This is a genomic window from Pseudoalteromonas sp. 2CM32C (assembly GCF_023161925.1).
Classification (GTDB): Bacteria; Pseudomonadota; Gammaproteobacteria; order Enterobacterales; family Alteromonadaceae; genus Pseudoalteromonas; species Pseudoalteromonas marina.
Genome location: NZ_JALNTI010000004.1, coordinates 209,718 through 224,387, shown reverse-complemented (window position 1 = coordinate 224,387; position 14,670 = coordinate 209,718). Strand labels below are relative to the sequence as shown.

Annotated in this window: 12 protein-coding genes and 1 riboswitch; of the genes, 7 read left to right on the top strand and 5 right to left on the bottom strand. The window is 41.2% G+C overall.

Annotation, left to right across the window (positions count from 1 at the left end; genetic code table 11):
* Nucleotides 1–5: 5 nt before the first annotated feature.
* Genes tmk through MTF67_RS10305 form a run of 5 tightly spaced genes read left to right on the top strand, consistent with a single transcriptional unit; the run spans nucleotide 6 to nucleotide 4,548 of the window.
* Nucleotides 6–632 carry a dTMP kinase gene (tmk, locus tag MTF67_RS10325; protein WP_039037938.1) on the top strand — a complete coding sequence of 209 codons (627 nt, stop codon included), beginning with the start codon at nucleotides 6–8 and terminating at the stop codon, nucleotides 630–632.
* A 1-nt stretch (nucleotide 633) separates the two neighbouring features.
* Nucleotides 634–1,548 (top strand): DNA polymerase III subunit delta', encoded by a 915-nt coding sequence (locus MTF67_RS10320; protein ID WP_248519472.1) that lies wholly within the window; start codon nucleotides 634–636, stop codon nucleotides 1,546–1,548.
* Nucleotides 1,549–1,559: 11 nt separating this feature from the next.
* Entirely contained in the window at nucleotides 1,560–1,886 is a 327-nt protein-coding gene (locus MTF67_RS10315; protein WP_006792298.1) for a PilZ domain-containing protein, read from the top strand.
* Nucleotides 1,887–1,904: 18 nt separating this feature from the next.
* A complete protein-coding gene (locus MTF67_RS10310; protein WP_058429078.1) occupies nucleotides 1,905–2,684 on the top strand; it encodes a YchF/TatD family DNA exonuclease in 780 nt (259 codons plus the stop codon).
* 4 nt (nucleotides 2,685–2,688) lie between these two features.
* Complete coding sequence (locus MTF67_RS10305) at nucleotides 2,689–4,548, top strand: alkaline phosphatase D family protein (RefSeq protein WP_248519471.1); 1,860 nt, start codon at nucleotides 2,689–2,691, stop codon at nucleotides 4,546–4,548.
* Nucleotides 4,549–4,870: 322 nt separating this feature from the next.
* Here the strand turns inward: MTF67_RS10305 and MTF67_RS10300 are convergent, their stop codons facing one another.
* Nucleotides 4,871–6,727 (bottom strand): TonB-dependent receptor, encoded by a 1,857-nt coding sequence (locus tag MTF67_RS10300; protein ID WP_248519470.1) that lies wholly within the window; start codon nucleotides 6,725–6,727, stop codon nucleotides 4,871–4,873.
* A 191-nt stretch (nucleotides 6,728–6,918) separates the two neighbouring features.
* On the opposite strand from MTF67_RS10300, the gene MTF67_RS10295 reads away from it, so the two are divergent.
* The gene (locus MTF67_RS10295; RefSeq protein ID WP_248519469.1) at nucleotides 6,919–7,407 is read left to right on the top strand and encodes a peptide-methionine (S)-S-oxide reductase; all 489 of its coding nucleotides are present in this window, start codon (nucleotides 6,919–6,921) and stop codon (nucleotides 7,405–7,407) included.
* Nucleotides 7,408–7,619: 212 nt separating this feature from the next.
* Here the strand turns inward: MTF67_RS10295 and MTF67_RS10290 are convergent, their stop codons facing one another.
* The 4 genes from MTF67_RS10290 to MTF67_RS10275 form a co-directional block, all read right to left on the bottom strand.
* Nucleotides 7,620–8,171 carry a DUF4136 domain-containing protein gene (locus MTF67_RS10290; RefSeq protein ID WP_058429181.1) on the bottom strand — a complete coding sequence of 184 codons (552 nt, stop codon included), beginning with the start codon at nucleotides 8,169–8,171 and terminating at the stop codon, nucleotides 7,620–7,622.
* A 135-nt stretch (nucleotides 8,172–8,306) separates the two neighbouring features.
* Nucleotides 8,307–11,081, bottom strand: coding sequence for an ATPase (locus MTF67_RS10285; protein WP_248519468.1), 2,775 nt, complete (start codon nucleotides 11,079–11,081; stop codon nucleotides 8,307–8,309).
* Nucleotides 11,078–11,626: a hypothetical protein gene (locus MTF67_RS10280; RefSeq protein WP_203983746.1), complete on the bottom strand. Its 549-nt coding sequence runs from the start codon at nucleotides 11,624–11,626 to the stop codon at nucleotides 11,078–11,080. Before MTF67_RS10280 ends, MTF67_RS10285 begins: the two co-directional genes overlap by 4 nt.
* Before the next feature lie 5 nt (nucleotides 11,627–11,631).
* Nucleotides 11,632–12,918, bottom strand: coding sequence for a hypothetical protein (locus MTF67_RS10275; RefSeq protein WP_248519467.1), 1,287 nt, complete (start codon nucleotides 12,916–12,918; stop codon nucleotides 11,632–11,634).
* Between the two features lie 219 nt (nucleotides 12,919–13,137).
* Between MTF67_RS10275 and nhaD the strand changes: the two genes are divergently transcribed.
* Nucleotides 13,138–14,385, top strand: a complete 1,248-nt coding sequence (gene nhaD / locus MTF67_RS10270) for a sodium:proton antiporter NhaD (protein ID WP_033020049.1) — start codon at nucleotides 13,138–13,140, stop codon at nucleotides 14,383–14,385.
* Nucleotides 14,386–14,495: 110 nt separating this feature from the next.
* A riboswitch (Lysine riboswitch) is annotated at nucleotides 14,496–14,668 on the top strand.
* Nucleotides 14,669–14,670: the final 2 nt, after the last annotated feature.

The following is a 14,670-nucleotide window of genomic DNA, read 5'->3' as shown; positions in this document are numbered from 1 at the left end:
TGTTTATGAAACCAAAATTTATAGTAGTAGAAGGCTTAGAAGGCGCGGGTAAATCAACCGCTATTTCACTTTGCCAAGACTTTTTAAACAAAAAACAAATAGAATACATTAACGTACGCGAACCCGGCGGCACGCCATTGGCCGAGTCGTTACGCACCTTGGTAAAAGCCGAACACGAAGAAGAAATAGCCTTCGAAACCGAGCTGCTTATTATGTACGCCGCACGTTCGCAGCTAATGCATAATGTAATAAACCCAGCGCTTGAGCAAGGTAAATGGATATTAGCTGACCGTCACGACTTATCGTCGCAGGCGTATCAAGGCGGCGGGCGTGGCATTAGCTCAAATACACTAGCGTCGTTATCGTCTATGGTATTAAAAGGCCTAAAGCCCGACTTAACCATTTATCTCGACATAGACCCAGTAATTGGCCTTGAACGTGCTAAAGGGCGAGGTGAACTTGACCGAATAGAGCAAGAAGCTATTGAGTTTTTTCAGCGTACACGCATGCGCTACCTAGAGCTTGCAAGCGACGACAACTCAATTAAAACCGTAGATGCCAATCAAGAAATTGATAAAGTACATCGCGATATCACAAACGTATTACGTACTTTTTTTGAAGAGCTAAAATAACATGTCTCTACCTTGGCTATATGAAACACAGCAACACTTAGCACAAAGCTTTCGTGGTCAGCGTTTTCATCATGCCCAATTGTTTTGTGGGCCTGTGGGTGTAGGTAAGTTTGCCTTAAGTGACGAATTAGCCAATGCCTTGTTATGCCAAAATATTACCCAGCAAACAGCCGCATCAAACAGTATTTTAGCGCCATGTGGGCAATGTAAAAGTTGCTCGCTTAACCTTGCGGGTACGCACCCCGACAAGCGCATAACCCAGGTAGACGGCCAAAGCATTGGCGTAGACGACATACGCGCCATTAGCGATTTTATGAACCACTCAGCGGCGCAAAATGGCAACAAAGTAGTGGTAATAGAAAACTGCGAAAAAATGACCATGGCAGCGGCTAACGCCTTGTTAAAAACGCTAGAAGAGCCAAGCAATAGCCGGTTTTTAATATTAACCACAAGCCAACCTGCGCAATTGCCAGCCACTATTTTAAGCCGATGCGCTAAAACCGACGTAAAAGTAACAAGTACACAACTAGCGCAGCAATGGCTTGAGTCGTTACAAATACAAAATTACCCTTGGCTACCGCTTTTTTATAGCCAGCCATTACAAGTAAAACAGTGGCAAGAGCAAAACCAGTTACAAAATATAGATACCCTTTATAAGTTTGCAACTGAGTTTAAACAAAGCCATAATTTCAAAGCGTTAGTCGATATAATAAATAAACAACCGGAGCTGGTTCGTATATTTACCTTATTTTTAAGCGAGCAATTAAAACAGCAATTATTACAAGGTATGAGCTTTGAAGCGTATCAAGAAGCGCAGCAAGCACTCAGCGAATTTTTGCAAAATAACACAAAAATTCTCGGCCTTAATTTACCGCTTGCCTTATCGCGATTAGCGTACATTTTACGTAATAAATAAAAGGATTAACCATGCAAGAGCTATTAGTAGATATAGACGACCTAGACGAATTATATCGCTGTTACATGCCTTACTTAAAAAAAGGCGGCTTATTTGTGCGTACTAACATGCGTTACGAAGTAGGGCACTCGCTGGCGTTACGTGTAACCCTTCCCGACGCACTAGAAGACGACATAGTAACCGGCAAGGTTGCGTGGATCACCCCACAAGGTGCGCAAAGCTCAAACCCGCCAGGCATTGGTATTAGCTTTTTAGACGACAAAACAAACCTAAACGCCAAGATCGAAAAACTACTGGGGACTATGTTAAACTCCGGTAATCCAACTTACACCATGTAGTAAAAAACAGGCCCAATTTTGATTGTAGATTCGCATTGCCATTTAGACCGTCTTGACTTTGATAAACTCGATTTAAACCTAGACCAAGTGCTAGACCAAGCACGTGCCAAACAGGTTGAACACTTTTTATGTGTAAGCGTTACGCTTGACCAATTCCCAAGTATGCTTGATAAAATTAAGCACTACGACGATGTATCGGCATCGTGTGGCGTGCATCCGCTCGATCAAAAAGACGCGCTTAACAAACAGCAATTAATTGATTTAGCGTCACACAATAAAGTAGTTGCCATAGGCGAAACAGGCCTAGATTACTACTACGCAAAAGACACGCATGCAGTACAGCAAGCAAGTTTTGTAGGCCACATTGACGTGGCAAACGAACTACAAAAGCCGCTAATTATTCATACACGCGACGCCCGTGCCGACACCATTAACCTAATGCGCGAGCACAATGCCGAAAACTGTGGCGGCGTACTGCATTGTTTTACAGAAGACTGGGACATGGCTAAAAAAGCCATAGATATGGGCTTTTATATTTCTATTTCAGGCATTGTAACGTTTAAAAATGCAGTAGAGCTTAAAGATGTAGTAAAGCAAATCCCACTCGACAGACTACTAATAGAAACCGATTCGCCGTATTTAGCACCCGTACCGCACCGTGGGCAAACTAATCAGCCTGCTTACGTGCAAGATGTAGCGTATTACATTAGTGAGTTAAAAGGCATTAGCTTTAACGAGCTAGCTAAAGCCACCACCGATAACTTTTACTCGCTATTTAAATTAGCAGCTAAAGGCTAATAATATGACGACTCACGCGGCGCAACTTCCTATGTTACTTATGGGGCCAATGGTGCGCCGCGCTGAGCAAACAGGCGTGTGCATAGTATTTGCAACGTCAACCCCCGCACAGTGCCAAATTAATATACTCAATACGCAAAGTGTTAGCGAGCAGCAAACCATTACACTAGGCGAACGCCTTTATTTACACTTTGTAGTTGTAAAACCGGCAAGTACACCTTTTGCGCTCGACACTTTACTAGCGTATCAATTAATAATAAATAGCAATGAGGTTGACCTATCTGCTTGGGCTTACAGCAACCAAGCAACTCCAGCATTTGTTATACCCAATAAACTAAATAGCATATTACATGGCTCGTGCCGAAACGCGCATCATCCCGCAAAAGACAGCCTAGTAACATCAAGCCAATGGCAAAACACTCAACGCAGCCAAAATACACCCGGCGCACAATTATTGCTGTTAAGCGGCGACCAAGTTTACGCCGACGATGTAGCAGGGCCTATGTTATTGGTTATTCATCAGCTTATTGAAAAACTGGGTATTTATAAAGAGCAACCCATGGCGTTGCCACTGCCAGAGCAGTTAAATGAGCAGCTTTACAACAGGCACCATTTTTTACCCAAAACCCCGTGGCAAAAGCGCTCAAAACTGGGTGTGGGCTACTGGCTAAAAAAAGACGAGCCGCATTTTTCAAGCGTAAAAGCATTTAACCACCTTATTCACTTTGAAGAATTTATAGCGCTTTATTTACTTAATTTAAGCGCCGCTGCCTGGCAATGTGTTGATTTACAAAACGCGCATTACACGGGGCAAAACCCAGAGCATCAACGTATTTTTAATGCCGAAAAATCGGCGTTAATTGGCTATGCTAAAGGGCTGAATGAAGTAGAAAAATTATTTGCTAATGTGTCGACGTTAATGATGTTTGACGATCACGACGTAACCGACGATTGGAACCTCACCGCAGGGTGGGAGCAAGCCATAAACCAAAACCCAAGCAGTAAACGCATAATAAATAATGGGCTTATTAGTTACTGGTTGTTCCAAGGTATGGGTAACGATGCGCTAACAAAAACAAGCGCGCTAATACCGCAATTTAAACAAAGCTTAAGCGCTAACAACCAATGGCAATTTAAAGCGTTTGATAAACCCCTAAACGAATTTAACCATTGGCATTACGAGTTAACTACAACACCTAAAGTTGTGGTGCTCGACACCCGCACACACCGCTGGCGTAACGAAAGTAATTTTAATGAGCCATCAGGCCTGCTCGATTGGGAACGCCTTACAGAGCTTGAAGAAAGCCTACTCAGTCACGATAAAGTCATTATAGTATCGCCCGCGCCAGTATTTGGCGTTAAATCAATAGAAGCCATTCAAGCGGCTTTTAATATATGCGGCCAGCCACTGATGGTTGATGTAGAAAACTGGATGGCCCACGAAGGCTCGGCTAAAAAACTACTCGACACCTTTAGACGCACCGACACCCCAAACGAAACCCTTATTTTATCGGGCGATGTACATTACTCGTTTTGTTTTTCGGTGCAAAAGCGCTTTGGTGATCACCCAAACAGAATATGGCAGCTCACCGCAAGTGGGATAAAAAACGAATTTCCGCGTAAGTTAATAAACGTACTAGACAAACTCGACTCTATTTTATACGGCCCCAAAAGCCCGCTTAACTTTTTCACCAAACGCTGGCACATGGAAGTAGACAAACACCAAACCCTAGGCGAAGGCCAAAAGTATTTAGTAAGCGACTCCGCAATAAGCCTAATAACGTTAGATAACGGCGACCTATCCCGCTATCAACTCATCCACGGCGACGGCCACACCACCGAATTCGACTTAGAACACAAATAAAGCCCGGCATTGCCTTTATTGTAGAAGTAGAGCTTGCTCACGTTAGAAGTGCAGCCTCTTGTAAAAGATCAAGTGCATAAAGAGAAACAAATTGGTGAAGTCTTTTAAGCGAGCTGTTCTGGTCTAACATCATTGGATACTTAATTTTTCAGACATAAACGTAAATCAATTAAGAAAGCGATATGAGGTTAGGTTTACTCATTTACTCCTCACTCATTTCTCTTTGTGCAATATATTTTGCCTAAAAGTCGTTTTTATATAAACCAACACAGCGTTTACAAACTAAGGTAAACATTAAGTTTGTAAACGCTGAATTTAATGTCTACCAACTATACGTTGCACTTAACGTATATTGCTCACCTCGCCCTGGCGTGCCGGGTATTTCTTCAAACGATTCATCCCATACATTGTCTGCAGCTAATGTAATAAATAAATTATTGATTACGGTTGGCGTAATTTTTAGCGACAATTGCGTAAATAACGCGGTGTCTTTACCATTGCGTAGTGCGTTTTCGTGCTGTTTACGCCACTCGTTATCAACCCTCATTTCTATTAGGTCGTTTGGTGTCCAAATTGCACCTAAGGTAACACGGTGATCTGGAAAATTTAACGCGTAAAAGCTGGCGTCGATATCTGCATCACCATAGTTTTCTGACTTATTTAAGTAGGTGTAGCTTGCAATGAGCTCAGTTGTATCAAAATACTTAGTCGCAAAAAATTCAACGCCGGTGGCGTCTATGTCTACCGGATTAGCAAAGCGGGCAGAGCTAGAGTCAAAACTAAAAGTCCAATCGACTAGGTTGTTATCCTCTCGGTAAAAAACTGCTGAATTAAGCTGCCAGGTTTGCTCTTGTATTAAATAGCCAAGCTCTAGGTTTTTAGTTGTTTCGCGCTCAAGGTTGTAATTACTTCTAAATAACCCGCCTTGATCACTGCCACCAATAGCGGTGTAGCCTGCAACTTGGCTCGCTTGCGCATACGATAAGTAAACGGTTTGCTCAGAGCCATCACTGTTTTGAGTGTTTAGTGAAATATCGCCAATGAGCGATAACTCAGAGTCATCTCGGTTTGTGTCGTCAAAAGCCGCACCTAGGCGAAGTGTTAATAGCTGGTTTTGTTTAAGGTCGATTTTATATTCAGGTAATACGCTCAGTTTGTAATAAGTGCGTGAGGTAAAATTATTCTCAAGTGTGGTCGACTCTATTTCATCTTCAATATATTGCGCTGAATAATTTACTGCAAACGCGGTGTTTTGTGCATGGCTTCCTGATACCGCAATCGATTTTACTTTAGTTTCATGAAATGCTTCAAAGGCGCTTGGATTCTCACGAGAAAATATATAATGGTCGTTGTGTTTTCTGTAATAGGCAGATACTTCAAAATGGCTATTATCTGCGTAATTTTGCTGGTGGTTAAGCATGAGTAAGCGGGTTTCTAGTTCTTCTGTTTCGTTTACGCCAAATGGTGTGTACATATTTGGCCAACCAAAAAACTTTTCTTGTGAGCCATACAGCACATCGGTTTGCGAATCCGAACTTATTAACTGTATGCGCGCAGAGGCGCGATTAAAATCGTGATCGCCGTTTTCTATTGAACCGTCACTTTGTGAATGAGAATATTCGCCCTCAAAGCCCAGCTGCCAATTTTTAGCATCGTCGACATCGGTGCTTATTCCTGCGTAAATACTTTGTAAGTTAAAGTCGTTTGTACCGGTACCTACAGAGACATTGCCGCCAGTTTTGATGGGTTTAAAACCAAACGAAATCGATCCCACAGAGCTGTTCATACCGTTTAAGGCATTGTCGGCCCCGGTTAAAACGTAAGGTCCAGTTAGCATTTGCGGTGCAATTGGGAGCTCAGCAACGTAATGACCTGTTTGAGGATCGAGTAGGGTAGCACTGCCGACTCTAAACCCTGTGTTTTCGAAAATACCGCCACGAATTGTTACATCAGCCTGGGCTTCTGCCATATTACGTGATTGTAAATCAACACGAGGGTCGTATTCTAAATTAGAGACGGGGGAGTCAAAGGTACCAACGGGTAATTTATTTGCCGTGGCCGATGCCTCAACAGTAATTTGTTCTATTGCTGTTTCGGTGTTGCTTGTAGCTTGCGCATAAGAAAAAGGTGTAACGCTGCACAGCAGTGCAGAAAATATAAAATGCTCAGTGCGATTCATGGTGTATCTCATAATGTGTTTAGGCACTAATAAAAACTATATAAAGCGGGTGGGCTAGCTTAACTTAGTCAGTGCAATTTTGTGCGCTATTGTACAGTAATTATAAAAATCTGCATTTGATAATCATTTGTATAATTAACGCGTTACAATACACATGTATTTTTAATTAACTTTATTGAGTTAGATAAACGATGACAGTTCAGCAACACAATACACTCTATTTTGCCGGCGGCTGCTTATGGGGCGTGCAAGAATTTATGAAACATTTACCCGGCGTTATAACAACCCAAGCTGGGCGTGCTAACGGCGCAAGTAATACCACGCAAGGAGAATATGATGGTTATGCCGAGTGTGTGAAGGTAACGTTTGACTCAAGTGTTGTTTCACTCAATCAACTGTTTGACTATTTTTTTGAAATTATCGACCCCTATAGTATTAATAAGCAAGGGGAAGATGTAGGCCCTAAATACCGGACGGGCATTTATAGCAAAAGCCAAAACCATTTAAATATTGCACGCAATTATATAAATAAGCGCAGCGATGCCGATAAGATTGCAGTAAAGGTAGAGCAGTTAACCAATTACGTACCAAGCGATCCAGAGCATCAAGACCGATTAACTAACCATCCCGATGATTACTGCCATATACCGCTAGATTTATTGTATAAGTATAAATTGTAAACTTGATGCTTAGCGCTATGTAAGTAATTAGAAGCTATTACTTCTCGCGCAAGCAAGCTTAGCGCCTACAAAATAAATTCAACGTGGTGTTGTAGATAGTCAGTTTGCTGAAATGACGAGCGTAGCTGGTCGTTATTTAAAACCGTAATACAAAAATAAACACCCACAAAAAAGCTCACATACTGTGAGCTTTTTAAAAACTAACTTTAAAATTACTGCTGCTTTTGCGGCGGGAAGTTGCTTAAAATATTTGCGACTGTTTTTTTAATTGACGCTTCGCGTTGCTCTGGCGATTGTTTTTTCTTTAAACGGCCTTCTTTAGCACCGCGCCAAATTAACTGATTAGATGCGCTGTCTACAATATCGATAACCAATGTACCCACTTCATATTCACGCGCTGTTGTGTCTCGTTGAAAACCAGTACCCCAGTAACCCCAACGGTTACTGTAACCAGTATTAAATGTATCTACTTCTAATTCTTTATCTACCGACGCATGATAGTTAACTAGTACGTCAGCTTGGGTTGGATCTACTAATGTCATACCAAGGGTGTTTGTGAGCTCATTATTTACCGCAGTACGAACACGTTTTTCCATTAAGCCGTTAATCTGGTAGTTGTTGGTGTCTTTAGTTAAACTCGCGTTTTCTACCCAAGCAAATGTTTTAAAATTACTAAAGTTAGCTGATTTATCGTAATCCCAATCTGGGGTTTGAGTACAAGCGCTAAGTAGTGCTAGTGCTGCAACAATAAGTATATTTTTCATTACGTTTGCTCCAATAAAATGCATTACCTTAAAATAACACACCTTATATAAATGTGTATTATTAAAAGGTTCTAAAAATTAGTTTAGTGTGATGAATATGAATGACTAATTAATACTAATTAGCCACTCAAAAATTTAATGCTCTACTTCTATCCAATCTTTTTCATCTACCCAGTTTTGTGCGCCATCTTTTACCGAACGAATCGGCACAATGTAGTCACAACTTATTTGCGGCTTAACTGAGGCAAATATAGGCACAAAGCCAAAGCTTAATGCGGTTTCTATAATTGCTTTTTGGTTTTGCGGGTCAATGTCGGCCGCTTCGTCTATGTAAATAGGTATACGGTACAGGTTTTGTTCCTGATCGCTTAATAAGTAACGAATAAACAACATGCCACACAATAACTTAATAGTAATACGTGTGCCATTTGAGCCGGCTGAGTCTATTTTTTCAAAGTGTTCGGTTTCGCCAGCGCGGTTTACCACTTCAAAACGAATATCGAACAAGTCAGTTAATGTAAGGCCTGCTTTGTCTGAGGCGAGTTTTATCAGGTGATCTTTTGCTTCGTTTACCGCGCTTTCGCTGTAAGGTTCTTGGCTTAATAAATCAAGGGTGTCGCCTTGCTCAAACTGATGCGACGTGCTGATAATAGTATCGATACTATCAACCAGCATTTTGCGTGGTATTACGTTAATTTTAAACGCTTGAAGGTTAGAAATACGGTGCTGGCTTATGCCTTTATTAAAGCTATTCATTTCGCGGCGAAGGCGGTCTAAATCTTCACGCAAGCCCTTAATCGTGGCGGCTACTTCGGTCAGAGCTACACGGCCTTGGCGCTCAACCGCATCGCGTTCGTTATCAAGGTTATGAAATGCGCTAATAAGCTTTTGGTATTTAGTAAATTCGTCGGTTTCGTTATCGAACTTAGTAATGCCTGCGTTATATACGTGCAAATAGGTATTACGCACGTTTATGTCAAAGTTACGAAGCTCTTGGCAGTCTTTATTAAAGTGATGTACTAAGTCGCTTAGGTTATCAAAATCGACCGTTATATCAATCATGTACGGGGTCACTTTACCGCTGTATAAATCAAGCGTGTGATCAATTCGCTCACTTTTAACTTGGCGAAGGCGCTCAGTTTGGCGATTAATTTGCTCTTGCTTTGATTTAATTAACGAGCGTCTGTCTGCAATTGAGCCACTATTTTTTTGAATGTCTTGCAGGTAATCGTCAACTTGTTCGCGCTCTGCTAATAATTGCTCTTTTAGCATGGCTTGCGCGTCTACCGACTGCTGCATTACTTCAAATTGCTCTAAACGTTTTAGTGCTCCCTCAAGACTCATTAACTCGTCGTAAAGTGCGTCTTTTTCTTTTTGTTTATCGGCAACATTGGCTGCCACATCGCGCTGTTGTTTAAACTCTTTTAACGCGTGTTCAAGCGCACTTAACTGCGCGGTTAATTGCTCTTTGTTTTCGCCGCTTTGCATTTGTACTGGCGAAAGCTTTTTAAGTTTAATACTTGCGCCTGGCAAAGTAAGCACACCGCCTTTAACGTTATCGCTTAATAACGATAAAAATTCCCCAAAGGCATCTTCGTCATCAATGGTTATATCGCCATTAGTGGTGGTGGCAAACGAAAGTAAGTCGGGGTTTAAAATGCGTGATATTTCTTCCACTTCTTTAAGCGATAGGTCTTCGCGCATACGGGTGAACAAATTAAACTCCAGGTTTTTAAGCTGCAGTTTTAAGCTTTTAATTTGTTTTTGCGTTTCGCTAATGCGGTAATCAAGCGTGTGCAAGCTTTGCCCTTGTGCGCTGGTAATAGAGTGCGAAAGCGACTCGTAATCGTGTTTTAGTTGGCCAAGGCTGGTTTTAATTGTGGCTTTATTTACCAGTTCAAATTCGCTTTTAAGGGCGCTGTAATCTAAAAACCATTGCTCAATTTGAGTTTGTTTGCGCTCTATATCGCGCGATTGCTGTACGTATAGGCTTTGTTTTTGCTCAAATTCGTGCTTTTCGTGTTCAATGTCTTCAAGTGCTATACCAAGTTCACTAAGCTGCTCTTCTTGGTAGGTGTCAAAGTCAATGAGTGCTTGGTCAATTTTAGGCGCGTACGCTGCTAATTTACCTTTAAGCACGGTTTGATTTTCAAGCATTGATTCAAGTGCGCTTATTGGCTCTTGCATTGATTCAAGGGCTTTTAATTCGCGCTTAGCCCGGTTTACTTTGTCAAACGAGCGACGCCATACTTCGTAAAAATCAACCTTTGAGTTTGACATATGGCGCTCAAACACACGTAGCATAAAGCGTTTAACATCGCTTGCGCCCAATTTATGTAAGTTAAGAATACGTCTAAAAATTTCTTTATAAATAGCGGAATCTTGCACGTTATTCAGCGGGATCATTTTTAAATTAATGTCGCCGTCAAAGGGCGTTGCGCCACCGGTAAGTAGGGCGTTTAGCTCTTGTGCTTTAAGCTCTATAGGGTTGTAACCTTGCGTTTTTAAATGATTAAACAGCTTAGTAAATTTAATTATGGTATTACCTTGCGTGTACTGTTCTAAGTCGAGCTTGCCCTGATAACAAAAGTACTGGTGCGCGTAACCGGCTATTTTACCCAGACCCGCTACACCAATAACCACCGAGCCATGGGGGAGGTTGGCTTCAAGTAAAATGTACGACTGATCCGATGAAAAATAAAACTTACGGGTTTCATCTAAATCGTGCCCGTCCCATTCGGTAAGGCGTAAATCGTTTATAAGCGGAAATTGTAGGGCGTTAATAACCGAGCTTTTACCGGTATTATTTGGCGCACAAATAGAGCTGCTTTTATCAAGCGGGATCACACACTTTGCATAACCTGCGGTATTAAGTAGGGCGAGTTTACTCAGTCCGTATAAGTTGTTCATTCCTCGTCCTCTGTAATATAGGTTTCTTCGTTTACTTCCATTAATGCATCAATGTAGCGGTGAATAGGTGCTTGTAGCATAAAGCCGCCTTCTACTTCACGGGCAAGGCCTAAACGAACCATACGTAGGTAAACATCTTTTCGTAAATCTGAGCCCGAAAATATCTCAAGCTGATCAAACAAGTGCTTGTTTATTTGCACTAAGGTTTGCATCAGTTCTAAATCGTTTACTTCATCAAACAGGGCGCGCATTGGGTCTTTACCTGTATTGGCAAAGTGCTCAATTAAAATGTAAATAGTGAGTGCGATAGCGCGAGATATTTTACCCATATTTGGCGTACTTTCGTCGCTGGCAAAATAGTAAAAGCCACGGCTATCGTGTTTTATGTCATGGCCTAATGCGGTAAATAGTGCGCTGTAAGATTCAATGTGTTGGTCGAGTTCTTGCCACATTACGTTGTCTTGTTCGCAAATGTGGTAACCCGCAGTTAATTTTTTATTGATTGCTTGCAGGTGAGTGAGTTCTTCTAGGTTTATATGTGTCATGGTAATTACTTATCTGCCTTAGTATTAGGCTGAGTTGCTGAATCTGATGCCTGAGAATTAAATGGGTAAAGTGAAAAGTGTTGGCCGGCAATTTTAACTCGGGCTTTTTCATCGCTTTGACTAATTTCAATGTCGCTATCACTGACTAATTTTTGATATAAAAAGAGCATTTCGTCGGCGTCTAATTCGGGGTAGCTTTCATCTAAAAACTGCAGCAGCGGCTGTGGTTTTTTACGCTTTTTGTTAAAGCGTTTAGCAAAGCTTGTTTTTACATCGTTGTAGTCAGGAATGTTAGGCGTTACAAATGCGGGTACGTCTTGTTGTTCGGGAAGTTGATATTCTTCATGTTCAAATTCTACCAAGCTTGCCATGTACGCGATAATATGGCGTTGTTGCCCAAGCGAATAACGCTGAGAGTCGGTTACAAAATTAGGTTGTACAGCGCTTAGCATGTTATCTACGCCATTTTTACGCACAAGGCCGAGCACTTTGGCCGCTTGGCGTGTAACTAAGTTATTTCGGCGTAGCTCTTCGCGCAGGGGCATGAGCATATCGGCACTTTTACGTAAACTCTCTCGGCCCATTAGGTTCATTTCGAATATGCGAGTTCGTAGCTGTTCTAGCATGCGTTTGTCGGTGTATGCTTTACCAGAGCGCTCAATAAATTCGATTTGTTTACTGATTTGCTGCTCTATTATTGTAAAGCAGGCATGAAAATCGCCCCTAATATCGACCATTTCAAGCATGGGCTCTATGTATTCGTCAAAGGCTTCAATTACTGATTTGTAGCGTTTTTGTAGTGATTGCACCGCATTGTTTGATTTAGCTTGTTCAACAATATTTAAAATGGCGTTTTCGTTGTGCGCGTAGAGCTTCATTATTTTACGTACCCGATCATCCATAATACGGCTAAATCGGCGTAAATCGTCAAAGTCTTCCATGCTACCAGCGTTATCTAAACGATTACCTAAACGGGCAAGATCGTCTACTAACACGCTAATTTCTTGTGCTAGGCCCAAATGCTCTTCTTGCAGTAAAAAAGTAGCAAAGTCAGCAATTGCACGGTTAATTTCAAGCTGTGATGATTTAGCCAGTGGAATTAAAATATCTTGATTGAGCAAACGGTTTGTTTCTTTGTAAATGCGCTCGTTGTTCCACGTGGGTTGTTTTTGCTTTATCGCATTTTGCACGTCTTTTAGGCTAAAGTCGGCCATTTTAAAACGTTTAAATAATAGCTCTAAAACTCCCCAATGTTCGCTAAGGGTATTTAGTCGCTTTTTAGCTGGGATCATAAGGTGTTACAACATCCTAGTAATTTATTATTGAGAATTTAGAAGCGTCTCATTATTACGTATTCTAATTAATCTAGCCTGTATATGGTATTCGTTTTTAAGACTATTTAATAATAGTTTTTGTATAGCCGCAGTGCTAACATTCGCGCCGAAAATAGGCACGTCGAGAGGGACTTTGCGTGTGTTCTTTAAAACAATATCAAAGGTTATTTAATACCCATGGTTTCCACGATTATTCTAACCCTGATAGCGATCGGATTTTTATTGATTGTTATAGAAGATATCATCCATGTAAATAAAGCTAAAACCACGCTTTTTTTTGGCACGCTTTGCTGGATCCTCCTGTTTATTTTCCCTTTGCATGGGCAAAGCCCAGAGCAAGTACAAGAACTCCTTAACGAAAATATTTTAGAGATAGCATCGCTGTGGTTGTTTTTAATGGCCGCCATGACCTTTGTTGCTTATTTAAACTCAAAGGGGTTTATCGAAAATATTGTGCACAGAGTGATGCCAACAAGTATTAGCGAACGCAAGCTGATGTTTTTGGTTGGGGTATTTGCCTTTTTGTTTTCGTCGGTTTCAGACAACGTAACGGCTACATTAATATCGCTTGCTGTAGTTATGTCGTTAAAGCTACCGCCTAAAAAACTCATAAAATATGCCACACTTATTGTGTTTGGTGTTAACTCCGGGGGTGTGTCGTTAATTACCGGTGACGTAACAACCTTAATGATATTTTTAGATGGCAAGGTAACCATTGCTAACTTATTACTGCTTATTGCGCCTGCATTTATTAGCGTTATGCTGTTAGCAGCAATGCTAAGTATTGGCATGAAAGGGGATGTAACCTTTTCAAAATCTGGAAAAAAACGCATAGAAAAAACCGATATCACCATTGCAGTTATTTTTGTATCTACAGTTATAAGCATACTTGCGCTGAGTGTAATTTACAGTGTACCGCCTTTATTAACTTTTTTATGTGGCTTATCAATCATGTTTTTAGTGGCGCAATTTTTAATGCGCAAAAAAGACATAAACAAAAATATTATCGACTACGTACGCGACATAGAATACGACACCTTACTGTTTTTCGTCGGGGTTTTATTATTGGTAGGTGCATTAAAAGAGATTGGAATGCTAAGTAAGTTTACCGACCTTTACACCGTTATGGCGCCACAGTACGCTAACTACTTAATGGGTATTTTGTCGGCCGGGGTTGATAACGTACCGCTCACTGCTGCTTTACTAAAAGCCAATATAGTAATGAGCCAGCAAGATTGGTTATCGTTTACTTATGCAACCGGTGTTGGTGGATCTATGTTAATTATTGGATCGGCTGCGGGTATTATTGCTATGAGTAAAGTAAAAGAGCTAACTTTTATGAGTTACTTACGTTTGTCGCTCTATTTGTTAGTAAGTTATACCGTGGGTTATGCGGGCGCATATTACATGGGCGGGTTTGTTTAAGTTTTGCTTAACAAACCGCATTAAAACGCTTGACAGCTAGACGTCTAAACGTTAACTTTCAAACCCTACTTTATAGTGGGGTTTTGTTTTATTAGCCATTGGTTAATACAACATTCAGAAGAGGTGCGATACTTAGGTATTTAATGGTAGGTGACGAACGCCCATAACCATTAAAGAGGGAAGTACTCGCCGAGAAAACCAACGTTACGTCGATGTTGTTTTTCGGTTTATGGGGCTGAATCCTCAAAACTGTCACCAATCTAGGTGGAGAGCTTCTGGCAGTGG

What these genes read in the sequence shown, in the direction of transcription:
- tmk (WP_039037938.1), top strand. Translation starts at nt 6, where the DNA reads ATGAAACCAAAATTTATAGTAGTAGAAGGCTTAGAAGGCGCGGGTAAA.
- MTF67_RS10320 (WP_248519472.1), top strand. Translation starts at nt 634, where the DNA reads ATGTCTCTACCTTGGCTATATGAAACACAGCAACACTTAGCACAAAGC.
- MTF67_RS10315 (WP_006792298.1), top strand. Translation starts at nt 1,560, where the DNA reads ATGCAAGAGCTATTAGTAGATATAGACGACCTAGACGAATTATATCGC.
- MTF67_RS10305 (WP_248519471.1), top strand. Translation starts at nt 2,689, where the DNA reads ATGACGACTCACGCGGCGCAACTTCCTATGTTACTTATGGGGCCAATG.
- MTF67_RS10300 (WP_248519470.1), bottom strand. Translation starts at nt 6,727, where the DNA reads ATGAATCGCACTGAGCATTTTATATTTTCTGCACTGCTGTGCAGCGTT.
- MTF67_RS10295 (WP_248519469.1), top strand. Translation starts at nt 6,919, where the DNA reads ATGACAGTTCAGCAACACAATACACTCTATTTTGCCGGCGGCTGCTTA.
- MTF67_RS10290 (WP_058429181.1), bottom strand. Translation starts at nt 8,171, where the DNA reads ATGAAAAATATACTTATTGTTGCAGCACTAGCACTACTTAGCGCTTGT.
- MTF67_RS10285 (WP_248519468.1), bottom strand. Translation starts at nt 11,081, where the DNA reads ATGAACAACTTATACGGACTGAGTAAACTCGCCCTACTTAATACCGCA.
- MTF67_RS10280 (WP_203983746.1), bottom strand. Translation starts at nt 11,626, where the DNA reads ATGACACATATAAACCTAGAAGAACTCACTCACCTGCAAGCAATCAAT.
- MTF67_RS10275 (WP_248519467.1), bottom strand. Translation starts at nt 12,918, where the DNA reads ATGATCCCAGCTAAAAAGCGACTAAATACCCTTAGCGAACATTGGGGA.
- nhaD (WP_033020049.1), top strand. Translation starts at nt 13,138, where the DNA reads ATGGTTTCCACGATTATTCTAACCCTGATAGCGATCGGATTTTTATTG.